Here is a 26,544-nt window from a genome sequence, read left to right as displayed (position 1 = left end):
CGTCAGTCTTGGACGAGGCTGCGTTCCTTTCTCTTTTGGAATTGGACGAACAGGAATGTAGTGAGTGCGACCCAAAATGCGCTTGCAAACAGTCCGCCGAGGATATCGCTCGGATAATGGACACCTAGATAAATGCGGCTTAAAGAGATCATGCCGAACATGAAAATGGCGAAAGACAACAAGGCAATTCTGCCTGCCGTCGATTGGATATGTCGCCATAACATATAAGTGAGTAAAGCGTAGAGACTAGTGGCCATCATCGCATGACCGCTCGGGAAGCTGTAGCCGCCCGCTTCGGCGAGTCGATGGAATTCGGGACGGTCCCGTTTATAAATTACTTTCAATGTTTGGAACGCGATGATTGTCCCGACCATTACGAAGAAAAAGAAATAGGCTTGGCTTCTGGCGCGGAATTTCCAAACTAGAAGGATAGTCATCGCAATCGTAAGAAGCATGACAACTTTCGTGGAGCCAATGAAGGTGAACGCAATCATGATTGACGTTAACCAAGGAGCTTCCAAGCCTTGGATGGCATCGATGACCGATTTGTCAAAGCCCCACGTCATTCCGCTTATAATTGCAAGTACAATGAAAACATAGGCACCGCCGAATAAAATGCATAAACCAATGGCCACGGAAGGGCGGATGGTGGAATTCTTCAATTCGATCATCCTCTCTATTGCGAAATATTGTACAGGAAAAGATAGTGCGCTGCATATTGTAAAGTAGAAAAGGGAAGTGGACGTCATAAAGATTGTCATATTGCTGATCGGCGCCTATGCTGTTGGCAACTTGCTGACAGCGACGGTGATCGGAAAATTATTATATCGTGATGACATCCGTTCAGCAGGAAGCGGGAATCCAGGTGCACGAAATGCGGGAAGGGTGTTTGGCAAGACTGCGTTCGTCTTGACGTTTTTAGGGGATGCACTGAAAGGCGCGCTTGTCGTCTTGATTGCTAAATGGATGGGGCTGGAGGAATGGCTTCAACTTGTAGCGCTTCTTGTCGTCATGGCGGGGCATATTTATCCGATCGTCCATAAGTTCCGTGGCGGTCAAGGAGTTTCGACGTTTATCGGAGGGATGCTTGCATTCCATCCGCTAGTCGTTGCCTGCTTTGTCGTCGTTTTCCTCATTTTTTATCCATTCGTAAAAAACTTTACGCTAGTCGGGATGAGCGCCATGGGATTGTCTCCCCTTTTTCTGTTCGGATTGACGAAAGAATGGCCGCAAACGGTTGCCGCTATCATTGTTGTCGCTTTTCTTTTATTTATTCATCGGAAAGATTTACACAGTATTGTAATAGGGTATAGAAGGAAACAAAGAAATTGAGGTCGGCGTATCGACCGCCTATACTATGAGTATAGCTCTTTGAAAGGAGAGAACATAAAATGAAAGAGATCCACTCAATGGAAGAATGGGAATCCGTACGGAATGAGTCGAAAACGGAGCCGGTCTTCCTCATGAAGCATAGCTCAACATGCCCGATCAGCGCAGCCGGGTACCAGGAGTTCAACAAGCTCGAAACAGATTATCAAAAATATTATCTCGTTGTCCAAAACAGCCGCCCGCTATCAAGCGCTGTCGAGAGCGACTTGGGCATCCGTCACGAAAGCCCGCAGCTTTTCCTGTTGAAGGACGGCGAAGCGGTATGGCATACAAGCCATCACAATATCAACCAATCGAATATTAAATCAGCCGTCGAAGCTAACGGATGAAGATGTGCAGGCATTCCTACAGGGGTGCCTGTTTTTTTACGCGCTCAAAGTGAAGCGTGCCGCGCCCGAAGAGAAGCGTCTCGCGCCCGAAGAGAAGCGTCTCGCGCCCGAAGAGAAGCGTCTCGCGCCCGAAGAGAAGCATCTCGCGCCCGAAGAGAAGCGTCCCGCGCTCGAAGTGGAGCGTTTCGCGCCCGAAGTGAAGCATCTCGCGCCCGAAGTGAAGCATCTCGCGCCCGAAGTGAAGCATCTCGCGCCCGAAGTGAAGCATCTCGCGCTCGAAGTGAAGCATCTCGCGCCCGAAGTGAAGCATCTCGCGCTCGAAGTGAAGCGTTTCGCGCCCGAATAGAAGCGTCTCGCGATCAAATCGATGCCCCTTCGCCCAAAACATCGCCTCCCACATACAAAAAGCCTCCACCTTGTGAACACTTTCACAATAAATGACACTTATCATATAAAAAGTTATGACGTTCATCTATTCTGCAAAACGGGTAAGCAGTCTAGTATGGAAATAAGGAAATTTATCGAGGAGGCGTTTACAATGAGCAAAGAAAAAACGAAGCAATTGCACAAGAATGTTGCACCTTATGCCAAATCGGACTTGAAAAAGAGTATCATTCAACTGGTCAATACGGTTCCGCCTATATTTCTTCTCTGGTTTTTGGCGTACCAAAGTTTATCGATCTCCATTTGGCTAACATTCGGGATTGCCATCATTACAGCGGGCTTTGTCGTTCGGACGTTCATCATTTTCCACGACTGCACACACGGTTCATTCTTCAAAAATAAAAAAGCGAATGACATCGTCGGAACGATTACAGGAATTCTCACATTGTTCCCGTATGAAAAGTGGAAGCGTGAGCACGCCATCCACCATGCGACGAGCTCTAATCTCGACAAGCGCGGCGTCGGCGATATTTGGGTCATGACAATCGACGAATATATGGAAGCGTCGAATTGGCAACGGCTCATGTATCGATGCTACCGGAATCCTCTCGTCATGTTTGGGCTCGGACCGTTATATCTCGTGCTTATTAACGGCAGGATCAACCGGAAGGATGCACGGAAAAAGGAACGGATGAATACGTATTTAACGAATGTGGCCATCATCGTCCTTTATGCATTTATGGCATGGCTCGTCGGCTGGCAAGCATTCCTTATTGTGCAAGGTTCAATCATGTTTGTTGCGGCAGCACTCGGCATCTGGCTTTTCTATATTCAGCACACATTTGAGGACTCCTATTTCGAAGAGGAATCCGAGTGGGATTATGTGAAGGCAGCAGTCGAAGGAAGCTCGTATTACAAACTGCCGAAAGTCCTTCAGTGGGCGACCGGCAACATCGGCTTCCACCACGTCCATCATTTGGCGCCGCGAGTTCCGAACTATAACTTGGAAATTGCGCATGAATCAACCCCGCCGCTTCAAATGGCGACGACGATCACCATCAAAACGAGCTTAGATTCGCTACGTTACAAACTGTATGATCCCGATAACAAGCGGTTCATCACATTCAAAGAAGTGAAAAGCGTCGTTAAACGCGCTAAGCGATCCATTGATTTGAATGAATTGAAACCAAAGCGCACAAGCTTTGACAGTAAATAAACAGACGGCCGCCCTGCAGTAGGGGTGGCTGTTTCAATTTTTTGATATAATGGAAGGAACAGGACGGTGAAATCGATGCAAAAATGGTACAGTATTTTTCCTAAAAATCCATGGCTCAGTATTTATGCGTGGGTCATTTTTTGCTTGCTGCCGTTCTTTTTCATCTTCCGTTCATGGTCCGCTATCGGCATTTCGGTCGGCATCGCGTTATTAGTGCTCTATTTCATCTCCTATTTCTTTTCAGTGAGATCAAAAAGCGGCCTGGTCTATATGTGGATCAGCTTCGAAATCGTCATCAATATCGTTATGACACTCCTGTTCGGCTATGTGTACCTATCGATTTTTACGGCGTTTTTTATTGGAAATATTCGTTCGACCGTCGGCTTTTTCATTATGTACGGTTTACATATCTTTTTCACGGTCAGCGCAATAGTGACGGGCTTTTTCTTGGACATCAATCTCTTTTTACCGCAAGTTCATTTCATCATCATTACGGTGATTGGTGTCATCCTCCTTCCATTTAATCTGTATAACCGAGGGAAGCGCGAAAAACTCGAAGATCAGCTCGAGGATGCAAAGGAGCGCATTTCGGAGTTGATGTTGCTTGAAGAACGTGAACGGATTGCAAGGGACTTGCATGATACGCTTGGACAGAAATTATCGATGATCGGACTGAAAAGCGACTTGGCTCGAAGGTTAATTTCGAAAAATCCTGAGGAGGCGGAGAGGGAGCTGATTGACATCCGCCAAACCGCAAGCACAGCGTTGAAGGAAGTACGTGAGCTTGTGGCGGATATGCGTGCGACTCGACTCGTGGATGAGATGATGCGCGCCCGTCAAATCCTTGCAGCAGCTGAAATTGAAATGAGAATCGAAGGAGACTCCGATCTCCCGGCAATCAATCTTCCGTCCAACGTTGAGAACGTGCTCGGCATGTGTCTGAAAGAGGCCGTGACGAATGTCGTGAAGCATAGCGAAGCTACGGTTTGCAATATTGTTTTCAAGCAAAAGGACGAGGAAGTCTCGATCATCGTCCATGACAACGGCAAAGGGATGGCGGATAGGAAACCGGGCGGCACGGGCTTGAAGGGGATGCGGGAACGTCTTGAATTCGTAAACGGCACACTCGACATTAATGAGGAAGATGGAACGACGTTAACAATCCGAATGCCGGTCGTCATTACACATCAAGTAGAGGAGGGGAAAGCATGATTCGAATCGTCATTGCAGAAGACCAAGGAATGATGTTAGGCGCATTAGGCTCCCTTTTGAATATGGAAGACGATATGCAAGTCGTCGGGATGGCGCGAAACGGGGAGGAAGCCGTCCGCCTCGTGAAAGAGCACAACCCTGACATTTGCATCATGGATATCGAAATGCCGGTCAAGACCGGATTGGATGCGGCGGAAGAGCTTGCCGGAATGGACTGCAAAATCATCATACTAACGACGTTTGCGCGGGCCGGTTATTTCGAGCGTGCGCGGAAAGCCAAAGTCCGCGGCTACTTGTTGAAAGACAGTCCAATCGAGGAACTCGTCAATTCCATCCATGCCATCCAGGAAGGACGCCGGATCTACGCACCCGAGCTCGTCGACATCGCGTACGAGGACGACACCGAAAACCCGCTCACCGACCGCGAAAGCCAAGTGCTCGAGCTCGTCGCCGAAGGGAAGACAACAAAGGAAATTGCCGGCGAGCTGTACTTAACGCCAGGAACCGTACGGAACTACATCTCCGTCATCCTCGAAAAACTCGAGGTCGGCAACCGGATCGAAGCCATTTCGCGGTTCAAGGAAAAAGGATGGTTTAAATAATTGGTGAACGCAGGTGAAGGAGTATGTCCTTCACCTGTTTTTTTTGAAAATCGCGTACGTGAGCTGTCCCGCCAAAGCGAGAGGTCCCGCGCCCAAAGCAAGGCATTCCTCGCCCAAAATGAGCTGTCCCGTGCCCAAAGCAAGGCATTCCGCGTCCAAAGAGATCCGTCCCACGCTCAAAGCCGGCCGCCCCCGTCCTCAAATCACGCCGCCCCCACCCGAAAAGTCTACAAATTCAGAATGTCCTCCCCTCCGCCAATATGCTATGCTTTTCTTAGCAAGACAAAAGGGGGATTTGTATGTCGCAACACACACTTGTCAATGCACAGGAGCGGGATCGCAAAGACCGGCTCGCTTCTTATAAAGACGAATTTTACATTCCGGAAAACACCATTTACATGGACGGCAATTCACTCGGTTTATTGTCAAAACGGGCTGAACTAACTTTGCTGGAATTGCTTGATTCCTGGAAAACGCTCGGCATCAATGGATGGACGGAAGGGGAGCATCCGTGGTTTTATTTATCCGAGCGGGTCGGGGAGAAAATGGCACTGCTCGTCGGTGGAACGCCCGGAGAAGTCATTGCGACCGGCTCCACGACAGTGAATTTGCATCAGCTTGTCTCAACGTTTTACAAGCCTACTGGCAATAAAACAAAAATCCTTGCTGATGAATTGAATTTCCCGTCGGATATTTACGCGCTGAAAAGTCAGCTCGCTTTGAAAGGCTATGATCCGGATGAGCATCTCATTCGTGTTAAAAGCAACGACGGTCATTACTTACTGGAGGATGACATCATCGAGGCGATGACGGACGACGTGGCGCTCATTGTGTTGCCTGCAGTTCTGTATCGGAGCGGGCAAGTGCTTGATATGCACAAGTTGACGAAAGCTGCGAACGAACGAAATATCCCCATCGGCTTCGACCTATGCCATTCCGTCGGAGCAGTTGAGCATTCGCTCCACGAGTGGGGAACGGATTTTGCGTTTTGGTGTACGTATAAGCATTTGAACGGGGGACCGGGCTCCGTCGGCGGCTTATTCGTTCACGAAAAGCATTTCGGCAAAGCACCTGGGCTCGCGGGTTGGTTCGGCTCGAAAAAGGAGACGCAATTCGATATGGATCATACAATGGATCCCGCAGTGGATGTTGGTGCCTATCAAATCGGAACACCTCATGTTCTGAGCCTGGCGCCCGTCATCGGCTCCCTCGACATGTTCGAGGAAGTGGGCATTAAAAAAATCCGCGAAAAATCGCTTGAGCTGACAGGCTATATGCTTGAATTGATTGAACAGGAACTACAAGACGCTGGCTTCACGATCGGCAATCCGGTCAATAGAACACGCGGCGGCCATTTATTACTTGAGCATGAGGAGGCAGCGCGCATTTGCAAGGCGCTGAAAGAGGACGGCGTCATTCCGGATTTCCGATCACCTAATGGAATTCGCCTAGCGCCCGTCGCCCTCTATAACAGTTTTGAAGACGTTTGGCATACAGTACAAAAGCTTAAAATCATCATGAATGAAAAGCGATACGAAAAGTTTGAGAATAAAAGGGGTGTTGTCGCATGACGAGTGAGTGGATAGACATTTCACAGCGTTTGCATAACGGAATCGCCGAGTGGCCCGGGGATACGCCGTTTTCCTATGACGTTCGGTTTCTGAAAGCAGATACCGGTTCCGTCAATATCGGAACGATGACGACGAGCATGCATATGGGTACGCATATCGATGCGCCTTTTCACTATGACGATGAAGGAATGAAAGTGCACGAGTTGCCGATTGATGTCTATATAGGAAAGGCTCGCGTCATTGACGTCTCGGGGCTCGAAAGCGTAGGGCGCTCCGATTTGGAGCATATCGATTTCGGTGGCGTGGAACGGATATTACTAAAGACGTTAAGCCGACCGGATCCGAATGTATTTCCAGAGACGTTCACCTTTTTGCGGGCGGATATCGGTCCTTTATTGAAGGAGCGCGGTGTCAAGCTCATCGGTGTCGACACGCCATCGGTCGACCCGGAGGATAGCAAGACGTTGGATGCCCATCATTCACTGCATAACAATGACGTGCTTATTTTGGAGAATATCGTCTTGGAGGAAATCGACCCGGGCGATTATGAATTGATTGCTTTGCCATTGCCGATTGAAGGTGGAGATGGGAGTCCAGTGCGCGCGGTTATCAGGAAGTGGCCGTCATGAATGAAAAAGGGATCCATACGGACTTCCGGGACAATATGACGTACGGGGAATATTTGCGGCTCGATAAAGTGCTGTCGAGCCAAGAGCGATTGTCTGGGCACCACGATGAAATGCTGTTCATTATCATCCACCAAGTGAGCGAGCTATGGATGAAACTCATCTTGCATGAGCTGAATACGGCAATCGAGTTAATTGAAAAAGACGAACTGCCGGAAGCGTTCAAGATGTTGGCACGCGTCTCACGGGTACAAACGCAAATCATCCAGGCTTGGGACGTCCTCTCGACGTTGACACCGGCCGAGTATATGGAATTCCGTGAAAGCCTCGGCCGCGCGTCAGGCTTCCAGTCTTACCAAAATCGGTTGATTGAGTTTGCGCTCGGTTATAAGCAGCCGCATATTTTGAAAATCTACGAGAAAGATCCTGAACTCGCGAGTGAATTAAAGTCGGCCTACAAAGCACCGGGCATTTACGACGTCGCAATCCGCGCACTTTCACGCGCCGGATTACCGATAAATCCCGATTTGCTAACACGTGATTACGCTGTAACGTATGCGGGTGACCCGACCGTGGCGGCGGCCTGGCTCGAAGTGTACCGGGATGTCGACCACTATTGGGACTTGTACCAACTCGCCGAAAAGCTCGTCGACATCGAAGACAGCCACCAACAGTGGCGCTTTCGCCACATGAAGACCGTAGAACGGATCATCGGCTTTAAAACAGGCACTGGCGGTTCATCAGGCGTCCAATACTTGAAAACCGTCCTAGACCATAAATTCTTCCCTGAACTTTGGGACGTACGGACACAGCTATAAATCAAAAAAAGAGACGATCCGATGGTAACGGTCCGTTTCCTACCGCAAAACTATAAATTTCAAAAGAAGATGTAAGCAAAAGTGTATAACTAATTGCACCGCATTTGCGGTGCTTTTTGTATTGTTCATTAAAAAATCGTTCAATCATTTCGATTGAACGATTTTTAATAAATTCTAAGAATACAGCGTATCATTCATAGCCACCAGTAGGTTCAGGGAGTGATTGGTATTCATCTTTTGGGTAAATAATTTCTCTGTTTATAAAATTCATTGTTCTTTCCCATCTATTGAGCGCTTTTGACTCACAAGAAGTATCCCACTTTAAGTAATATTCTTCACCATCTACCGTCATGGATAATTCGTACCTATAATATGGCGCCGTACAAGGGGGACCACCTTTTTCTTCGGGCAAACTTAAAACATCGGCGCTTCTAAATTTCTCATAAATGACTTCTATTTCTTCGTTGGAAAGCACCATATCTGTTGTTTCAGTTCCATCTTCAACTAAATCTTTTGTGTAAGTGTTGTCATAAGTATTTAACTCATTTAATGCTCTCACTCCATACTTCAAAGAAAATGCAAAGTCATTAGGTTTCTCTTTGCGTAATACTTCACTCGTTGAATTACAAGCACTGAGAACTAACAACATCGTTAAAAAGAATATTAGTCTACGCATAATTCTCCCCCTTAAAAGTTCTTTTTTAACGTAAAAAATATGAATTTACCGTTTATAAATAATATCCCTCCACCCATAGACCTTATCAAAATTTACGCATAACCTCCCCGAAAGCCGCATAAATCATGACATTCACGCATAAACTACAGAATTTGCGCATAAAGCCGAAAATCTACGCATAAAAGCCCCGCCGCATCATTCCGGCAAGGCTTCGACATCCTCAAATCGAATCTCTTTCATTTCTCCACGTTTCATTTGCAACAGCGAATGCCTGACGACGGTTTCCCCGACAGTGACGAGTCCGATATTGTTCTCCGTCTCGACAATCGAACCCGGCGGCATCTCCAAGTAGCGGAGTGCTTCTTGCCATTTCGCATTCTTCGGGCTATCCATCGCTTTTCCGCCATTATGGATCGAGAACGAGTCATCACAATAACGGTAAATCGTCCGCTTCACCCGTTTCCTCGCATTTCCCCAAATCGCCATTCTCATGAGCATTCCCCAAATACCCGAGAAGCTCATATTATGGGAAGGGCTGCTCGTGAACTGCAAAATATCGAGCACTTCCCGTTTCGACGTCAGTCGAGACCGGACGGCGGAAGCATAATGGACATCCCCCGACAGGATAATACACTGGGATAAACTCCATTTGAACAGCTGCCCGATGAAATCGGTGAATCCTCTTCCATTATACTTCCACGCCTCAAAGTCAAGCACTTCGTGAATCGGATATCCAAGAGCACGGAGCGGATACACATACGAGTGGAGCACCGATTCGATCAGCCCCAATCCGTATAAGGGCGTCGGGGAAACGATGATGAGTGGATCGCCCCTCGACCACCGAGAATTCAAGAGCGTCCGCGCGGTGACTCTCCAACCGGACTTGCCAATCAACCTCGGTGTCTGGGCCGTCTCCTTTACCATCCGTCCAACTTTCACAGGCTTCGGGTGATCGTCAAAATAACGCATTGTCCTCGTATCTAAAAATAGCGCAGCAGGTGTTGTGGGCGCCACGAATTGCCAGCCTTTGAATGACCAAAGCCGAGTCGCCCAAACTTCATAAGCAGTTGAGTTAGCAATGAACCCGTCGAAATGCCTGCTCATCGACTGTAGGAACCCCTCCCCGAACCGTTGCGGCTCATTGCCCCAACCTTGGAACGCCCAATATGCACAAAGCCCGTTCGCTACTACATGCTTTCCAAGCGGCGAAGCGAGTACTGAACTGCGCCAGTCTGCGGATAAATTCCAGTCATCCGTTACATCATGGTCATCGAATATCATATATGTTGGCATATTTGCAAACAGCCTTCGGATCCGATGGAGCGATCCAATCGCCTGCAACAGTTGCCCGGACTGCTCTTCGTAACGGACACGGCATTGCTCAAGTTCACTGCGATCTTCTTGGAAATACAAATATAATCCATCGTTCTTCAACAACTCATCAAACGAAGGGAGAAAAACATCCGTCCACATCGCAGGACCCCAAGACAGCAAATACATCGCCGCATATTCCCCGAAGGTAAGCAGATGATTCGAAGCGCTCGCCGAAGTGAACCGGCAAAACCGCTCCGTAATGAACTGCCGTCCGTTCACTTGCTGAAGGGCGGTAGCAAATGGCTCCTCCCGTAAACGCGAATCGAACTGCCCAAGCTCCTCATTACCAATATAGTGTTCGGCAACCGTTCTGATGACTGTAAACAATGGATCCGCCACATCATCTGCATAAATCTGATCGCCGGTAAGAAACAAAGCGCTCGGACGTGCTGCAAGATGGTGAGCGGATCTTTGCAAAAGCGCATCTCCTGCAACGAGGGCATCATCCCCTTTCCCATGAAATTTCCGACAAGATGCATATAGAAAAGTTGGAGCTGCAGTTGCGGGGATGAAAAACGAAGGGTAGGGAAGTCCATCATACGTGATGGAATCTTCATTTTTATGAATCAAACCGAGACTGGTTAAATCAAAATTACGTTTTCCAACGCGAAAAAGCAGGTCATAGCCAAGGAGCGTATCCGTTGGAAATTGCCCATGCACTTGCACTAAGTGGATGAACAAACGATGGCCTGCGCGTACTGATGTCGTCTTCGTGGCGGTGTCAAGCGGTGTAAGCGTGTCTAGAAGAAAAATGGCAGCGTCCACCTCGACAGGACAGTTTGTCGCCACCCAAATGGCAACAGACTCCGTATCCACCCGCCGCAACATCGGCCCTGCTAAAATCCCCGCACTCTCCATGCAAATCACCACCACTGACGTTATTACTACTAGCGTATTCAGTCCGGATAATGAAGGTGTGTGCAGGTGGGCGATGACCTCCTTTGCACTTTCTGACAGGAATCGCGGACGGTTTTGCTCGAGTTCGATGGTGTTTTGGAGCAATTAGGCGGAGTTAGGCTCGAGTTTGGTCTGGTTTTGCTCGAGTTCGACAAGGTTTTGATCACTTTGTGACCTACCACCCATCTAACTCCTTAGAATAAAATCCCATCTTCAGAAATTCTTCAGAAAATCCATGAATGAATCTTCATCTTTGTTGTAGACAATAGAGGTAAATCAGGAAAAAGGTGTGATTATTCGAATGAAAAAAACACTCACCATTTTAATTGTCGCCGCATTGGCGTTTTTCATCTTCATCAAAGAAAAGGACGCTCGTAAAGAGACAAATCCCCTTTATCACGAAGCGAAAGCGGCCATCGTTCTTGAAGCGGAGACGGGTAAGATCCTCTACGAGCAAAATTCCAAGGAAGCGTTGCCAATCGCCAGTATGTCAAAGCTGATGACCCAATATATTGTCCTTGAAGCAATTGCCGACGGACGTCTCTCATGGGATAGCCAATATAAGCCTTCTACAGCCGCTTTGAACCAACCTAGATATGCCGTTATGTTAGGAATGGACAAGCGCAAAACATACAATGTCCGCGAGCTTTTTGCTGCGATGACCATTACTTCCGCTAACGATGCTGCCGTCGCACTAGCGGAATTAGTGAGCGGTACAGAAGCGGAATTCGTCCAAGAGATGAACAAGAAAGCCGAACAATTTGGCTTAACAAACACTCGCTTCATCAATGCAACGGGGTTGGATGAAGCTGATACGAATCATGCAACTGCACGGGATGTTGCTGCCATTGCGAACGAGCTTTTAGAGCAATATCCGGAAGTGCTGGAATTTACCCGAATGACAGACTTCACGACAAGCGATGGGACCCGACTATGGACTACAAATCTCATGCTTCCCGGCATGCCGCAAGAGATGATCGGCATGGAAGGATTGAAAACGGGATATACCGAGGAGGCTGGACCGTGCTTTGCAAGTACGGGCATTTATGAAGGGAAGCGAATCATCACAGTCGTCATGGGTGTCGGAGTAGAAGGGAGCGATACGTCCACGCCTCGCTTCACACTCACGAGGGATTTAATCGATCGCTATGTGTTGAATGAATAATCTGTGAACCGCTTACATGGTATAATGGGGGAAATCATACTGTGGGGGTCGATAACCGTGAAGCAAAGCGAAAAGACGGCTTGGATCGAAAAATTGCCATTATTGCAAGAAATCATCGAAAAACAAGAAGTGCTTTGGCGAAACCCGCTCAATGGGGACAGTGCGAAAGGCATTGAGCAATCAGGCATCACCGTGGATGATGTGAAGGACGCGAGTGACCGATTAAAGCGATTTGCACCGTACATCGCAAAAGTATTTCCTGAAACAGCAGAGGCAAACGGCATTATCGAGTCACCTATTACTGCCATCCCGAAGATAAAAGAGGAACTCACAACTACATACAATATGGATATCCTTGGGGAATTATTGTTGAAACAGGACAATGCACTCCCGATATCGGGTTCCATCAAAGCGCGCGGCGGTATTTATGAAGTGTTGAAACATGCCGAAACGCTTGCTCTCGAGAACGGTCTCATTACTAAAGAAGATGATTATGCGAGATTTGCAGAGCCGGAATTCCGCAATTTATTCGCGAAGCATAAAATTGCTGTCGGATCGACAGGAAATCTTGGACTAAGCATCGGCATCATGAGCGCACAGCTCGGCTTCAATGTCACCGTCCATATGTCAGCCGATGCGAAACAATGGAAAAAGGACCTTCTTCGTGAAAAAGGCGTGACCGTCGTTGAATACGCGGACGACTACAGCAAAGCAGTGGAGGAAGGCAGACGCCAGGCAGAAGCCGACCCGTTATGCCACTTCGTCGATGACGAAAACTCTCTAGATCTTTTCCTTGGCTATGCCGTCGCTGGCGAACGGGTTGCAGTACAACTAAAAGAGCGCGGTACGCAAGTCGATGAAAACAATCCGCTATTCGTCTACTTGCCGTGCGGTGTCGGCGGGGGACCAGGCGGCGTCGCTTTCGGCCTCAAGCTTCAATTCGGCGACAATGTCCATTGCTTCTTCGCTGAACCAACCCATTCACCATGTATGACAATCGGCATGATGACAGGCTTGCATGACAAAGTGTCCGTTGCAGACTTCGGTCTCGACATTCAAACAGCTGCAGACGGACTTGCAGTCGGCACGGCTTCCGGATTTGTCGGCAAGGTGATGGAACCGCTCCTAGAAGGATGCTACACAATTGCCGATGAAACGATGTTTAAACTATTAACTATGATCGCAGATACCGAGGATATTCGCCTCGAACCGTCAGCACTAGCAGGCATGACAGGACCCATCCAAGCCATTCGCAATGAAGTGCCTAAAGCCGACATGCCATCCGCAACCCATCTCGTCTGGGCAACCGGCGGCAGCATGGTGCCAGAAAACGAAATGGATATTTATTATGGCATCGGCAAGGGAGTAGACAGGAAATAATACGAGTAATTTCCCGGGAAATCGACACACTTCGGGAAATATTCCGCCAATATTTTCTTAACCGAACCGCTAAAAATCGCACTTTCTAGTCGAAATATGAAGGTTGCGATACGGGAAATACAGAAAATAGTGTCGGGAAATTAAATTGAAGAAATAAAACAAGGGGACACGTCACATATAATTGGTGTCTCCTTTTTTTAGGAGCAACAAAAGGTTGCACCTACGATGCGCCTATAACTATCTTTACTATAACCATCCACTCTACTAATAATGGAATAAGAAAGGGTGATTGAGAACATGTCCTTTGGAGAAAAACTTAAAAGGGAAAGAGAACTGAAAGGGTGGTCCCAGGAGGAACTCGCTACCAAAATACATGTTAGTCGCCAATCAGTTTCAAAATGGGAGACAGGTAAAAACTATCCCAGCATTGAAGTGATTATCGATTTAAGCGATTTATTCGGTATCACGATCGATGAATTATTAAGGAGTGATGGAGAATTGAAAGAGAAAATTATTCAAGATAGTAAACAGTCACCACATTGGACGACGTCTGTTTTGTTCGGTTTTGGGGCTCTACTAGGGATTATTATTGTGAGTACCATTCGGCATGGAGAAATGAATTGGACAAATATTGGTGGCACAGTAGCACTATCAACTTTTGCAATTATTTTTATATACATGATTAGCAAAGGAGTTAAAAAGAGTGGAACAAAAAAGTAAGTGAAGACTCCGTAAACAGATAGGTGCTGGAGTAATATAAGGGTTTGAAAAAACGCTCATTTTGAGCGTTTTTTTTCGTATTTCCGTCATCCGAACCCGTTATTCATTTTTCATTTCTTTGTGCAAAAATGGACATTTCCCGACAATCGGTTCGACGTCATCGCCGATGAAAAACTGTTTCCATTCATTATGGGTTGGGTCTCCATAATGGCTAATATCCGGATGCTTCGGCAATTGATCCCACACTTCGACACGTTCACGCACCTTTTCGCGTGACATGATCCCGCCTTTTTCGGTTCCCTTCAATCCTTCGAAAATACGACGAGGTTGGAAGCCTAGCACCATCGATTGCCCCAAATCTCTTGTCTTCCGCTGCTTATAGGCAGGCGCGTTTCCAAAAACAAAAATCGGCTCGCCGCCAAAATGGAAATCCCATAAATAATGATCTGGATCCCGAGGACTATCAGCAGGCCACTGCACCTTATCTACATCATGTAAATACTGCAGAATGTCCCAAAACTGCTTTCGGTACGACTCCAAATCGCCTTCCGTCTCAAAAGGCTCCACGAAAACGAACAGTCCATGCCGCTTATGATGAGGATCATCAAATAACTTCAAAAAAGCATGAAGTGCGGAAGGCAAGTTCGACCAATCGTTATGCGTCACGTACGCATAACGCAATTCACCTTTCAATTCTCCGCCCATGCCGAAGTAACAAGGAAACGTCTTATCGGTCACCGTTTTATGGAACGTCCGATAGCTTTTCAATAGCCACTCCGGCAAATTAGTTCTTGTAGCAAAATCCTCTTTCTTCAATAACGTATTAGTCTTTTCATCAATCAATTATGTTTCCCCCAATCATTCATTTAATTATCAAATTCCCTTCTGAGGAAACCCTAAACTAGTGGTTTAGTGTAATTGGAAGAGGGAATAGGTACGATGGAGAAAAAGATGTGGAGGATGAAACAATGAGTTCCCCTGTGGACGATAAATCAAAAACGAAGGTCAATACAGAATATGATTCATTGAAGAGAGTCATTCTTTGCCAACCGAAGTTCATGGCAATCGAAGATGTCATCAACGAAACTCAAAAGCAATATGCAGATGAAAATATCGATGTGGAAATAGCGATGAAGCAACATCGAGAATTTGAAAAATTACTACGTGAACACGGAGTGGAAGTGATCAACCTGCCTTCATCCGAACAATTCCCAGAGCAAGTTTTCACACGCGACATCGGCTTCACGGTCGGAGAGGAAGTCTTCGTTGCCGAAATGGCAAGAGATATTCGAAAGGGCGAGGAAGAAGCACTCGAGGAGTTTCTAGAAGACGAAAACATTTCCTACCAGACGACAACAGACCGGGTGGAAGGCGGGGATGTCATTGTCGACCGCGACAAAGTGTACGTCGGCATCAGCAGCCGCACGTCAGAAGAGGCAGTCCGCAATTTGCAACGCAAGCTGCCAAAACACAACATCATCCGCGTACCGTTCAATGAAAAATACTTACACTTAGATTGTGTATTCAACATACTATCGCCCGAAATTGGCCTCATCTTCCGGGAAGCCCTATCCGAAGACATGGTCGAAACACTTTCGCGCACGTACAAGCTGATCGAAGTGTCACCGGAAGAACAATTCACGATGGGCACAAACGTCTTATCAATCGGGGACGGCAAAGTATTCAGCCTCCCGCAAAACAAACAAGTGAACGCCACCATGCGCGCCCACGGATTCGAAGTCATCGAAGTCGACTTCTCCGAAATCATCAAATCCGGCGGCTCCTTCCGCTGCTGCTCCATGCCCCTCGAAAGAAACTAAACCTCACAGAACGTGAGGTTTTTTAGTGGAATCAACCCCAAAAGCGCATAAATCCCGATTTCCACGCATAAATTCTGAAACTTACGCATAAACCGCCAGAAAACCGCATAAATCCAATCAAATGCGCATAAGTCATACTAGAAACGCATAAATCGATATTTCTGCGCATAAATCTCGCATGTAGAGATAGTATTTAGCGCAAAAAACAGGCACCCATATCTGGATGCCTGTCGTTTTAGCAGTCTATGACTACGAGTTATTTTTTGCTAACATCTTCATACGTGACATAGTAAATTTTATTCTTAGCATCGTAATTTACAGTAATCTTGTAGACAAAGCCGGCAACTTCCCAATTTCTTGATGAGGAATTTTTGCTTTTTGACGCTGGATTTCCAAAATTCCCATCTAAATAATGTATCTTTGCTTCAATTCTGCCGTCGGAATGGACTAACTGATAAGAAGCTGCCACTTTAAATTGATTTTTATTCTGTTGTACGAGAGTGAATGTAAGGTTTTGCAATCTGTCTACCACCACATCCACCGGTGCAGCTGGTGCCGTATAATACGCCTTTTTAGTAACGGTTCCATATCGATCCGTCAATGGATAGGATATTTCATTCACTTGCCCCGGCATCAGTCCGTTTATCGTAACTGCTTCTTTTCTAACATTCCCTTTACTATCTGTGATCAAAATATTAAATGTTGCCGAGTACCTTTTTGTCGTTGCATCATATTTCCACGTTGCCTCCGGAGAGAACGTAAAATCTTGGTTTGCAGTTGGTACCGATAGTGTTGTTGCTGTACCAGGGACTGCCACATAATTGTCTACTCCTCTCACAGTATACGATCTTGATTTCGCTATATTAACCTTTTCCCCATTGGACCAGTTTTCAACTATATCGTACGTCAATGTGAATTGATTGATTGACCGGTTATATTCCCATTTTGTATTTTCCGCAACCGTGGACGTAATAAACGGAACATGGATCTTTTGCGATACAGTCCGTGCACTTGAATGAACTTTTCCAGCATTCCTTTTGTCTACAAAGACGGTATAGGCAGAAATTTCGTATACAGCGTCACCTTTGATTGACGATACATCAACCACCGCCTCATACGTCCACACCTTATCGCGGACCTTAGTGACTGTCATGTTTTTTGATCCAGGAATGGAGACAACGAGCTGCGGCCCGTCAATAACGACTGTACCTGTTAATCGAACCTCCTTCGCATATCTCGGAACCGTGACCTCGTTATACGTAATAACATCTGTCCGGTGATTCTGCTCTGTTCGATTTGTTTGTTTCTTGCCTTCCTTCGATTTTGCACTGACAACTGCTCCACCCGCACTAAATAGCAACAAACCAGCAACCACAATAGATACAAGCTTTCTAGAAAATATTTTCCCCATTTAGACACTCTCCTCTTATTTTTTCACTTGAGGGCCGTTTACACTATATGCTTGAAGAGATTCAAGTGTTCATGACACTCTAATACATTAAACATTTATGGAGAGGGAAATATTCGAAAAACACGGAGAAAGAATTGCTTTTTTCAACAAATTAAGATAAAAGACCTCCTTATAGATACAAAATTAATTAAGCACCAACTACTACCCTATAAATACAACCCAGCCAGAAAAATTCCCAACGTCTCCTCATAGATTTCACCAAACTGGCTAATTGGCAATGGATTAGTTCCAGAGCCTAACTCAACAGTGAATCCTGGTCTTCGCCAATCTTGAATAAACCAATCTTTGTAGCCGGCGTAGCTTTCAATTGATCGGACCGGCTCGTAGCCGCTTACCCGGCTAAATTCATTGGCCATCGTTTCCGACACAGGAGGCTCGAGTCCCAGATATCCCCAGTAGATGACCCGGCCTTGCGTATGGAACGCGAGTACCCACGCAAAGTCCCGTCTCCTCGTTAAGTCTGCCATCGCAATGGCTTCCGGTTCGGAGAGCGGTCGTTCTCCACCGTAATCACGGGGACCGGGGGTTTTCCGAGCAGTTTCCCGTTCCCGTTCCAATTCCCAATTTGCCGGGAACTGATCGTTTAAATCGACACCTCGAATATTCGCCTTCCAGCCAGAGAAATCCGTGCTGCCATTGTTCATTTCTACGACTCTCGTTCTCCACGGCTCTGTCTCCGGCGGTCCTTGCTGAACAAGTGTAACTCCGTCAGGATTCACCATGGGGACAAGAGACAAGGTGGATTGTTGGTACAAAGGAAGCGTGAACAAGCTACGTATAGGAGTTTGATTCGTAAGGGAAAGTAAATAGTCATTGAGGAAAGTCATAAGGACGGGCGTTGTAATCCACTCATTTGCATGGAAGGAAGCGTTGTAATGAACCCGTTTCGGTCCAGTTCCAATTCGAATCTCAGGAATGTTATTTCCGAGAACTGAATCCCCGATTGACGTGTTCAGGATGAAGGGATACACAGATTGAAGCCTTCTCAAGTCGTTAATCATCGTCGCATAGCTATACGTCTGCTCCCCGTTGACGAGCCTCCAAGTGATGCGCAAAGGAACCCGGATCGTCTGCCCGACTCGCAGGCGGTTGGGATCAAGCGTAGGATTCACAAGCAAAATCGCTTCGATCGGGACATTTCTTCGCTGCGCAATCAACCATAACGTTTCTCCCTGATTGACCTGCACCTCAACCGTCACATATCCCGGAATTCGGATGCGTTGCCCGACCGAAAGAACCTGCAAGTTTGCATCACGATTCGAATCGACAATCAATTGAAGCGGAACTCTAAACAAATGGCTGTAGTGCCAGAGTGAATCTCCCGGTCGCACTGTAATGTTCACGCCATTCCTCCTCTTTACATAACTCATACCAGTATATGAGTTATGAGTGGGGGAAATTATCAAACAAAAAAGGACTACCCGAAGATAGCCCCGTCTTTCAAACTTCCGACTCCACAATCTGATTGTCATTGTCATGCATCGGACTTTCATACGCAACGAGCGTCACGCCGAGCTCATCCTCTAAAGCACTCAACGCCCTCAACTGGTCCTCATTCAACTGCGCTAAAATTTCTCGTTCTGGCATCATAAAATACACACCCTTTCAATTTTACGGTTAGGGTGTCCAATTGGAAATTGAATATGCTATGGAACTTGATAAAGTACAATCACGAGGTTTCTTAAAACTCATTCATCTATAAACAGAAAGATGATACAATGGAAAACAGTATCCAGTTATCAGATTTTAATAATAAGTCTGAGGAGTCACTATCCGGATTATTAAAAGATCTGAACTGATTAAGCAAGTCGAACAGGAGATTAAGAATGACTAAATCAATTCATGTTGTCGGTGCTGTCATCTATAACAATAAAGGAGATATTCTCTGTGCACGTCGTTCCGAGGATATGTCGTTGCCTGGGTATTGGGAATTTCCCGGTGGAAAGATAGAAACGGGTGAAACGCCACAAACTGCATTAGTTCGTGAAATAAAAGAAGAACTTCATTGTGAAATTGCAGTTGGACAATTTGTTGAAGACACGACATATATATACGACTCATTCACAGTGCGTTTAGTAACCTATTTTGCTGAAATAATTAATGGAACACCGGTTGCTTTTGAACATAGTGAATTAAAATGGGTACCATTTAATGAACTACATTCATTAGAATGGGCACCAGCTGACATTCCAGCCGTTGAAAGGGTGATACAACAATGCACGAAGGAATTTATGAGCAATTAATAAATAAGAAAATTAAAGAGGAATTGGATGAGCTTCCAGATATATTTGTTGTGGAAAAGGAACAAATAGATGAAGCCGAAGCAAGAGTCCTTTTATCAAGTTACATTTCCTTTGTAACTAGAAATGCGCTATCGCATATTCGAGAAGGTGGAAATAAGGAAGATGCACTGCTGAGACAAATTGAAGTTTGTAATGAAATTATTGATGTACTTCATCAAAAACTAAACGATGATGACGTTGCAAAGCATAAATTAGATGAACAAGCGGAAATCCTTACTTCAATCTATAAAACGATTAACACAGCTCACTCGTTAAAAAAGAAAAAAGTACTTAGACCCGTTACACCTTTAACACAAAGTTCTTTATTCACCGGATCACACGCTGAGCCCAACATGTTGGAGGAATTAAGAAATGAAATTCTCACTTCGGACGAGATTGAATGGCTCGTTTCTTTTATTAAGTGGTCAGGATTGCGCATTATTATTGAAGAACTTCGTAACTTCACTGAACGTGGCGGCCGTCTAAGAATTATTACAACGTCATATATGGAGGCAACAGATTACAAAGCACTTCAAGAATTAAGCAAGCTGCCTAACACTGAAATTCGAGTTTCTTTGGATAAAGAAAGAACACGTTTACACGCCAAAGCATATTTATTTAAACGAAAAACAGGGTTTAGTACTGCATATATAGGCTCTTCAAATCTTTCAAATCCAGCATTAACATCTGGACTTGAGTGGAATTTAAAAGTAACAGAGAAAGATTCATTCGATATTATCCGTAAGTTTGAAGCAACCTTTGAAGGTTACTGGAATGATGAAGAGTTTAAAAGTTTGTCAGCTAATGAGGAAGAAAACTGGTCTAAAGTTCGCCAATCTTTGACGAAAGATCAAGTAGCTGAGACAAAAGAGCAGTACTTCCTTGATATTCGTCCGTATCATTATCAGCAAGAAATTCTAGATGAACTAGAAGTTGAACGTACTGTGCATGGTCATATGAAAAACTTGGTCGTGGCTGCTACCGGGGTAGGTAAAACTGTCATTTCCGCTTTTGATTTTAAACGATTCTTGACACAGAAGCCGGACGCAAAGTTACTGTTTATTGCCCATCGTGAAGAAATACTTAAACAAAGCATGCATACTTTCCGTGCAATTTTAAAAGACGCAAATTTTGGTGAGATGTTTGTCGGTCGTTTTGAACCAACTTCATTTGATCAACTCTTTATGAGTATCCAAAGCTGGAATAGTCGAAAGATGATAGAAAAAACAACGGCTGACTTCTATGATTTTATTATTGTAGATGAATTTCATCATGCTACAGCGCCAACATATCGAGCCTTATTAGAGTATTATGAGCCAACTATATTAGTAGGTCTGACAGCCACACCTGAACGAATGGATAATCAGAATGTCCTTAGTTATTTTGATGATCGGATTGCATCTGAAATGCGTTTAACAGAAGCAATCGATCGTAAATTGCTTAGTCCATTTCATTATTTTTGTGTAACAGATAATGTCGATCTATCGGCAATTAAGTGGTCGAGAAGAGGGTACGATATTGATGAGCTTACGAATGTTTACACTTCCAACGATCGTCGTAGTGATCTTGTTATCCGTAGCATCAATAAATACGTTACCGATATAAAACAAGTAAAAGCACTTGGATTCTGTGTGTCAGTGGAACACGCAAAATATATGGCAGCATACTTCAACTCGAAGGAAATCCCCTCCATCGCTTTGCATGGAGAATCATCCGATGATGAGAGAACTACAGCAAAACGAAAATTAGTAAGCGGCGAAATTAAATTCATATTTGTTGTGGATTTATACAATGAAGGAATTGATATACCAGAAGTTAATACAGTTTTATTCCTAAGACCAACAGAAAGTCTAACCGTGTTTTTACAGCAATTAGGACGTGGGTTGCGTTTGGCTGATGGCAAAGAATGTTTGACAGTCTTAGATTTCGTAGGACAAGCCCACGCCGATTATCCGTTCGAAGAAAAGTTCCGAGCACTTGTCGGAAGGACAAAGCATTCCATTCGCCATTACATCGAAAATGGTTTCTTCCACTTGCCAAAGGGCTCTGTAATCCAAATGGAAAAGCAAGCAAAGGAATACATATTGCGGAACGTAAAAGAAGTAAAAAATACAAAGCAGAATTTGATCACGAAGCTTAAATACTTTGAGGAAGATACAGGTGAGAAGCTTACATTATCGAATTTCCTTCGGTACCATCATCTAACGCTCGCAGATTTTTACGGAACAAGTAGAAATCGCTCATTTGAAAGGCTTAAGGTTGAAGCGGGTCTTTCGGAAGATTTTCAAAGTGAGTATGAAGTTACCATTAATAGGAGAATTCAATCGCTGTTTCATTTGGATTCGATTGAACTACTTACATTTTTGAAAAGATATTTGGAAGACGGCTTAATTGGTAATGAAGAGCAGCTTCTGATGGTTGGAATGCTCTATTATTCTATCTTCGACGCTCCACCAAAGAAACATGGATTTAATTCAATGCACGACGGTATTCAGCGAATGATCACAACGCAAGCGATTCGGCGCGAAATTAAAGAAGTGCTCAATGTGTGTATGGAAAATATTCGATCAGTAGAAAAGCCGTCCCCGTTTGAATATGTAACACCGCTACGTGTTCATGCTCAATACACCTCAGACCAAGTTCTTGCTGCACTCGGCTATTTCAATGAAGAGGTTAAACCTGCATTTCGTGAAGGGGTTAAGTATTTTGAGGACAAAGAAACCGATATCTTTTTTATTACTCTCAATAAGTCGGACAAAGACTTCTCACCCTCAACACAATACGAGGACTACGCTATAAGCGATAAACTGTTTCATTGGCAATCTCAAAATAAAACATCTGACACTAGTCCAACTGGAAAAAGATATATCAATCAACGAAATACGGGGAATAAAATAGCCTTATTTGTTCGGGAGTACAGACAGAAGGATGGCTATACGGCGCCATTTGTATTTTTAGGAACTGCTGACTATGTGAGCCATGAGGGGAATAAGCCAATCAGTTTTGTATGGCGATTGCATGAGGCGATGCCAGCGAAGTTAATGCCGGCAGCGAATAAGAGTGTATTATGATAATCTAAAAGAAGGGTTCAAACAAGTTTATGAGTATGGCGTAAGATATCGGTTGTTAGACTTATGCTATTGAAAATTGCTGGACAGATTTCATTATCCATACTAATAGAAATGGCAATCCTTATCACACCAGAACTTTAATCATCAAAGAAATGAACAACAGACGTTCATAGAGAATATCCGAGGTGGAAATGAATGAAGAATGATCGCACAGTAATGTTCTATTTTCCTGATGTGAAGCACGCCAATTCATTGCGTATTATTCAGGATCCGACGAGTCAGATTCGAGGGTTTTATTTCACGAAGAGTCGGTTGAATGATGTTGAGTCGTTGGAGTATGCAAACAACCATGCTGTGTATTTTCTGTTTTCCGATTCTGATGAATCGAGTGTGTATGTGGGGCAATCCGTGAATGGCATTAATCGGATTAAGTCCCATTTGCGTGAGAAAGACTTTTGGCAGTTCGGTATTTTGTTTGTGGCAGACAATAACAGTTTTGATAAGTTGAGCATTGATTACTTGGAGTATTATTTCATCCAAGCGTTTTCGAAGACGCAGTACAGTTTGGAGAATCGGGATATGCGTTCGGTTGAGCCGAACGTCAATGTGTTCAATCGATCGACCCTTAATTCATTTGCCTCCCATATTCAATTCCTGCTGGAGGCGTTAGGGGTTTCTTTCCGTGCGAGTGTTCCAACTGCGATTGAAGTGGAGGATGAAGTTGAAGTTTTTGAGGCAAAGGTGCCATATGAAGCTTCGATACGACTTGCGGATGGGAAGTTCGTGTTGCAAGCAAATTCAATTATTTGTGCACCGCTTGAACATACAAAAGATTGGAGCGATAAAGGTACATTCTACAAGCGCTCGCTTCGAAGGTATGAGCAGTTGATTGATTCCAACAAAGCGATTCGGCTTGATGATGCTACTGCAAAATTAATCGATGATGTTGAATTCAACAGTCCAAGTACGCCAGCCGAGCTATGTTCCGGTCGATCACAAAATGGCTGGATGTTTTGGGATGGCTTGAATGAGAAAAGGAATAAGGAAAAATAAGAGAAGCAGAGCCCGTACTATACGGAGCTCTGCTTTTTTGCATCCCTTCCTTCTTGGAAGTAAGTGAGATTGGGAGTGGAGGGACTCGTATTCAATATCCTTTAGTCACTTAACTACAGCTTAATAAAGGATATTTGGAATATTTGTGGAATAACTACTGATAAGATCGAAATATGTAACTTGATTCTAGACAAAGCGTTTGGAGGGTTTTTATGAAAAGTATTAGTAGTTATGTGTTTCATATCGTATTGCTACTAATTCCATTTATTTATGGGTTTTTAGCGAATAAAATGATGTTTCCTTTGTTCCCTTTCATCATGCAATTAATATTCCTTGTATTCTGGTTCTATGTAGGCATTCGATTTGCCAGATTGAATATACCGGTTTGGAAGAGCTTCATGCTTGGTAACTCCATATGGTTCATGTCTTTCATTTTATTTATTTGGCAGTTTATCATACTAGATAGTGCCTCAAGAAGTATGGAATTGGCGTCTTTATCGCAACATTATATGCTTGCATTTGTTTCTGGACCATTACTAATATTTCCGTTTATTAGTAGTGGGACAACTATTATATTTGGTGCCTATATCTTGATGTTTATCACATTCACAATTGGATTTTGGGTAACGAAAAGAAGAAATTACGGGGTGACAGCGGCTCCTGAACGATCTTTAGGATGAGATTCAATACATTGTAAGAGGAATGGAGTGATACAAATGTTCATCGTCAACACAGAGGTAGCTATCTACAGGGAAGGTCGCTATTTGTTAGGTAGGCGGAGCGAGAAGGAAGAACACGCACCAGGCGGAATAGGATTAATTGGTGGAAAAGTTGAGCTGGAAGGGGCTTCGTCGGATATTTTAGAGCGGACTGTTGCGCGAGAAGTGGAGGAGGAAGTGGGGCTTGTACTCGAAGGACGCCCGCGTTATGTACATAGTACAAGTTTTGTGACGGATCAGGGGGAGCCGGTCGTGAATGTTATTTTTTTATGCGAGGAATTCAGCGGTGAGCCGTACGCGGTCAGTCCTGATGAAGTATCGGCTGTGTATTGGATGACGCCTGAAGAGGTGTACCATCATCCGGATGCTACGGATTATTTGATTGATTATATCCGAAGGGCGGAAGATGTTCGGTTGAGTGGGATTCGGGTTTGAATGGAACGGGGGGGTGAGTGCGGTGGAAAAGTTCATATTAGGTTTGTTTCTTGTATTCTTTAAAACAAATCTCGATTTTATTGACTCCGGCATTGTTTATTATGCAACGAATTTCTTTGGATATGGTTTGATGTATCTGGGTGTCCGGGATTTGAAGGCGGGACATGAAAAGATGGGCAAGGTGCAGCCGCTTGTGATCGTAATGATTTGCCATAGTATCTTTTTCTTCGTTTTGAACAGCACAGGGCATTCGGCCGGTTCGATTCCACTCTCAACAGCCGCTGGATTTGCATTATCGATTTCTTTATTGGCGTTAGCGGCGGTGGGGACGATGATGGTGACCATTATCCTGTCACTTTTCATTTCAGCAATGAGCGACAGGTTGTATTCTATTTCCCGACTTGAAGTGAACGTAGGCCTCATGCTGGGGAGTATGGTATTGGCATCCGTATTAGTTTTCACTTTGCAACCGCTTGCCTATTTCTCAATGGGATTGGTACTGCTTGTACAGCTGGTCTTCATTATTAGGCTTTATAAGATGGGCAGGAGTCGTAACGATCTAGTTAGTGAAGTATGAAATAATGCAATTTATTATAGAATAAGCTATTTGGTAAGATGACGCTAACATAGGAGGAGAACTTATGAGTATACTAGATCAGTTTAAAAATCTCCCAACGACGAGTATTTCTGATGCATTGAACGGCTTGACGAATATGGACGCCGCCATCAAACCTCTACAAGAAGAGTACCGGGTAGCGGGTCGTGCATTTACTGTGCAAATGCCTGTTGGTGATAACCTTGTTGTATTGAAAGCCATTCGGGAAGCGCAACCCGGAGATATCCTCGTCATTGACGCGAAGGGGGATACGTACAGAGCGATTGCAGGCGATTTTGTTCTTGGGATGGCGCAAACGCTTGGCATTAAAGGGATTGTTGTAGATGGCGTCATTCGCGATATTGTAGGCGCTAAGAAATTGAATTTCCCTGTATTCTGCAAAGGGACTACCGTTGCAGCTAGCGGTAAGGCGGGTGAAGGTGCTGTTCAGGTGCCGATTTCTTGTGGAGGTGTCACGGTTCAGCCAGGCGATATTATTGTAGGGGATGCCGACGGTGTCGTAGTTATTCCTCAATCAAAGGAAGAAGAAGTATTGAAGAAAGCGTTGGATAAAGAGGATAAGGATGCTAAAAGAGCAGAGAAAGTATCCGGGAATAAAGAAGAGATCATTGCATATTTAGATGAAATGTTATCGTGAAAGACAGGCCATAAAAAGCCTGTCTTTTTCTTATGCGTTCAGAATTAATGAACTACTAATCACAAAAAATAGTGGACTTAA

Annotated in this window: 27 protein-coding genes; 20 read left to right on the top strand and 7 right to left on the bottom strand. The window is 45.0% G+C overall.

Going from position 1 to position 26,544, the window contains the following annotated elements; all coding sequences use genetic code 11:
* Nucleotides 1-2: 2 nt before the first annotated feature.
* The gene (locus MHZ92_RS04790) at nucleotides 3-662 is read right to left on the bottom strand and encodes a phosphatase PAP2 family protein (RefSeq protein WP_239430410.1); all 660 of its coding nucleotides are present in this window, start codon (nucleotides 660-662) and stop codon (nucleotides 3-5) included.
* A gap of 76 nt (nucleotides 663-738) precedes the next feature.
* On the opposite strand from MHZ92_RS04790, the gene MHZ92_RS04785 reads away from it, so the two are divergent.
* The 9 genes from MHZ92_RS04785 to kynA all read left to right on the top strand — a co-directional run bounded on the left by MHZ92_RS04785 (nucleotide 739) and on the right by kynA (nucleotide 8,147).
* On the top strand, nucleotides 739-1,332 hold the full coding sequence (locus tag MHZ92_RS04785; RefSeq protein ID WP_239430406.1) for a glycerol-3-phosphate acyltransferase: 594 nt from the start codon (nucleotides 739-741) through the stop codon (nucleotides 1,330-1,332).
* Between the two features lie 59 nt (nucleotides 1,333-1,391).
* Nucleotides 1,392-1,718 (top strand): bacillithiol system redox-active protein YtxJ, encoded by a 327-nt coding sequence (gene ytxJ / locus MHZ92_RS04780; protein ID WP_239430405.1) that lies wholly within the window; start codon nucleotides 1,392-1,394, stop codon nucleotides 1,716-1,718.
* A 49-nt stretch (nucleotides 1,719-1,767) separates the two neighbouring features.
* Nucleotides 1,768-2,064 carry a hypothetical protein gene (locus MHZ92_RS04775; protein WP_239430403.1) on the top strand — a complete coding sequence of 99 codons (297 nt, stop codon included), beginning with the start codon at nucleotides 1,768-1,770 and terminating at the stop codon, nucleotides 2,062-2,064.
* A gap of 192 nt (nucleotides 2,065-2,256) precedes the next feature.
* On the top strand, nucleotides 2,257-3,318 hold the full coding sequence (locus MHZ92_RS04770) for a fatty acid desaturase (RefSeq protein ID WP_239430402.1): 1,062 nt from the start codon (nucleotides 2,257-2,259) through the stop codon (nucleotides 3,316-3,318).
* 75 nt (nucleotides 3,319-3,393) lie between these two features.
* Nucleotides 3,394-4,530: a sensor histidine kinase gene (locus MHZ92_RS04765; protein ID WP_239430401.1), complete on the top strand. Its 1,137-nt coding sequence runs from the start codon at nucleotides 3,394-3,396 to the stop codon at nucleotides 4,528-4,530.
* Nucleotides 4,527-5,132, top strand: coding sequence for a response regulator transcription factor (locus tag MHZ92_RS04760; RefSeq protein WP_239430400.1), 606 nt, complete (start codon nucleotides 4,527-4,529; stop codon nucleotides 5,130-5,132). The genes MHZ92_RS04765 and MHZ92_RS04760 overlap by 4 nt, the downstream gene beginning before the upstream one ends.
* A gap of 299 nt (nucleotides 5,133-5,431) precedes the next feature.
* The gene (kynU, locus tag MHZ92_RS04755) at nucleotides 5,432-6,703 is read left to right on the top strand and encodes a kynureninase (RefSeq protein WP_239430399.1); all 1,272 of its coding nucleotides are present in this window, start codon (nucleotides 5,432-5,434) and stop codon (nucleotides 6,701-6,703) included.
* Nucleotides 6,700-7,332, top strand: coding sequence for an arylformamidase (gene kynB / locus MHZ92_RS04750; RefSeq protein WP_239430398.1), 633 nt, complete (start codon nucleotides 6,700-6,702; stop codon nucleotides 7,330-7,332). Before kynU ends, kynB begins: the two co-directional genes overlap by 4 nt.
* Entirely contained in the window at nucleotides 7,329-8,147 is an 819-nt protein-coding gene (gene kynA / locus MHZ92_RS04745; protein WP_239430395.1) for a tryptophan 2,3-dioxygenase, read from the top strand. Before kynB ends, kynA begins: the two co-directional genes overlap by 4 nt.
* A gap of 190 nt (nucleotides 8,148-8,337) precedes the next feature.
* Here the strand turns inward: kynA and MHZ92_RS04740 are convergent, their stop codons facing one another.
* Nucleotides 8,338-8,823, bottom strand: a complete 486-nt coding sequence (locus tag MHZ92_RS04740; RefSeq protein WP_239430394.1) for a membrane lipoprotein lipid attachment site-containing protein — start codon at nucleotides 8,821-8,823, stop codon at nucleotides 8,338-8,340.
* Nucleotides 8,824-9,018: 195 nt separating this feature from the next.
* The gene (locus tag MHZ92_RS04735) at nucleotides 9,019-11,055 is read right to left on the bottom strand and encodes a hypothetical protein (protein WP_239430393.1); all 2,037 of its coding nucleotides are present in this window, start codon (nucleotides 11,053-11,055) and stop codon (nucleotides 9,019-9,021) included.
* Between the two features lie 340 nt (nucleotides 11,056-11,395).
* On the opposite strand from MHZ92_RS04735, the gene MHZ92_RS04730 reads away from it, so the two are divergent.
* The 3 genes from MHZ92_RS04730 (at nucleotide 11,396) to MHZ92_RS04720 (ending at nucleotide 14,359) form a co-directional block, all read left to right on the top strand.
* Nucleotides 11,396-12,259: a D-alanyl-D-alanine carboxypeptidase family protein gene (locus MHZ92_RS04730; protein WP_239430392.1), complete on the top strand. Its 864-nt coding sequence runs from the start codon at nucleotides 11,396-11,398 to the stop codon at nucleotides 12,257-12,259.
* 57 nt (nucleotides 12,260-12,316) lie between these two features.
* Entirely contained in the window at nucleotides 12,317-13,639 is a 1,323-nt protein-coding gene (locus MHZ92_RS04725; RefSeq protein ID WP_239430388.1) for a D-serine ammonia-lyase, read from the top strand.
* A gap of 297 nt (nucleotides 13,640-13,936) precedes the next feature.
* Nucleotides 13,937-14,359 carry a helix-turn-helix domain-containing protein gene (locus MHZ92_RS04720; RefSeq protein WP_239430387.1) on the top strand — a complete coding sequence of 141 codons (423 nt, stop codon included), beginning with the start codon at nucleotides 13,937-13,939 and terminating at the stop codon, nucleotides 14,357-14,359.
* A gap of 99 nt (nucleotides 14,360-14,458) precedes the next feature.
* On the opposite strand, the gene MHZ92_RS04715 is transcribed toward MHZ92_RS04720, so the two are convergent.
* Complete coding sequence (locus MHZ92_RS04715) at nucleotides 14,459-15,199, bottom strand: YqcI/YcgG family protein (RefSeq protein ID WP_239430509.1); 741 nt, start codon at nucleotides 15,197-15,199, stop codon at nucleotides 14,459-14,461.
* Between the two features lie 128 nt (nucleotides 15,200-15,327).
* Between MHZ92_RS04715 and MHZ92_RS04710 the strand changes: the two genes are divergently transcribed.
* Complete coding sequence (locus MHZ92_RS04710; protein ID WP_239430386.1) at nucleotides 15,328-16,179, top strand: dimethylarginine dimethylaminohydrolase family protein; 852 nt, start codon at nucleotides 15,328-15,330, stop codon at nucleotides 16,177-16,179.
* Between the two features lie 256 nt (nucleotides 16,180-16,435).
* On the opposite strand, the gene MHZ92_RS04705 is transcribed toward MHZ92_RS04710, so the two are convergent.
* The 3 genes from MHZ92_RS04705 to MHZ92_RS04695 all read right to left on the bottom strand — a co-directional run bounded on the left by MHZ92_RS04705 (nucleotide 16,436) and on the right by MHZ92_RS04695 (nucleotide 19,240).
* A complete protein-coding gene (locus tag MHZ92_RS04705; protein WP_239430384.1) occupies nucleotides 16,436-17,590 on the bottom strand; it encodes a hypothetical protein in 1,155 nt (384 codons plus the stop codon).
* 206 nt (nucleotides 17,591-17,796) lie between these two features.
* Complete coding sequence (locus MHZ92_RS04700; protein ID WP_239430382.1) at nucleotides 17,797-18,993, bottom strand: M14 family metallopeptidase; 1,197 nt, start codon at nucleotides 18,991-18,993, stop codon at nucleotides 17,797-17,799.
* 97 nt (nucleotides 18,994-19,090) lie between these two features.
* Complete coding sequence (locus tag MHZ92_RS04695) at nucleotides 19,091-19,240, bottom strand: hypothetical protein (protein ID WP_239430380.1); 150 nt, start codon at nucleotides 19,238-19,240, stop codon at nucleotides 19,091-19,093.
* 236 nt (nucleotides 19,241-19,476) lie between these two features.
* Here MHZ92_RS04695 and MHZ92_RS04690 point away from each other — a divergent pair, with 236 nt between their 5' ends.
* The 7 genes from MHZ92_RS04690 (at nucleotide 19,477) to MHZ92_RS04660 (ending at nucleotide 26,463) form a co-directional block, all read left to right on the top strand.
* Entirely contained in the window at nucleotides 19,477-19,893 is a 417-nt protein-coding gene (locus MHZ92_RS04690; protein WP_239430379.1) for a (deoxy)nucleoside triphosphate pyrophosphohydrolase, read from the top strand.
* On the top strand, nucleotides 19,866-23,003 hold the full coding sequence (locus MHZ92_RS04685; protein ID WP_239430378.1) for a DEAD/DEAH box helicase: 3,138 nt from the start codon (nucleotides 19,866-19,868) through the stop codon (nucleotides 23,001-23,003). Before MHZ92_RS04690 ends, MHZ92_RS04685 begins: the two co-directional genes overlap by 28 nt.
* 195 nt (nucleotides 23,004-23,198) lie before the next feature.
* On the top strand, nucleotides 23,199-24,056 hold the full coding sequence (locus MHZ92_RS04680) for a GIY-YIG nuclease family protein (protein ID WP_239430376.1): 858 nt from the start codon (nucleotides 23,199-23,201) through the stop codon (nucleotides 24,054-24,056).
* Nucleotides 24,057-24,268: 212 nt separating this feature from the next.
* Entirely contained in the window at nucleotides 24,269-24,736 is a 468-nt protein-coding gene (locus tag MHZ92_RS04675; RefSeq protein ID WP_239430374.1) for a hypothetical protein, read from the top strand.
* A gap of 36 nt (nucleotides 24,737-24,772) precedes the next feature.
* Nucleotides 24,773-25,210 carry an NUDIX hydrolase gene (locus MHZ92_RS04670; RefSeq protein WP_239430373.1) on the top strand — a complete coding sequence of 146 codons (438 nt, stop codon included), beginning with the start codon at nucleotides 24,773-24,775 and terminating at the stop codon, nucleotides 25,208-25,210.
* A 22-nt stretch (nucleotides 25,211-25,232) separates the two neighbouring features.
* The gene (locus MHZ92_RS04665) at nucleotides 25,233-25,787 is read left to right on the top strand and encodes a hypothetical protein (RefSeq protein ID WP_239430372.1); all 555 of its coding nucleotides are present in this window, start codon (nucleotides 25,233-25,235) and stop codon (nucleotides 25,785-25,787) included.
* Between the two features lie 64 nt (nucleotides 25,788-25,851).
* On the top strand, nucleotides 25,852-26,463 hold the full coding sequence (locus MHZ92_RS04660; protein ID WP_239430370.1) for an RraA family protein: 612 nt from the start codon (nucleotides 25,852-25,854) through the stop codon (nucleotides 26,461-26,463).
* The last annotated feature ends 81 nt before the right edge of the window (nucleotides 26,464-26,544 follow it).

This window comes from Sporosarcina sp. ACRSL, from assembly GCF_022346605.1.
In the GTDB taxonomy this organism is placed as follows: domain Bacteria; phylum Bacillota; class Bacilli; order Bacillales_A; family Planococcaceae; genus Sporosarcina.
The sequence above is the reverse complement of the archived record's forward strand: the minus strand, read 5'-3'. Positions and strand labels throughout refer to the sequence as shown.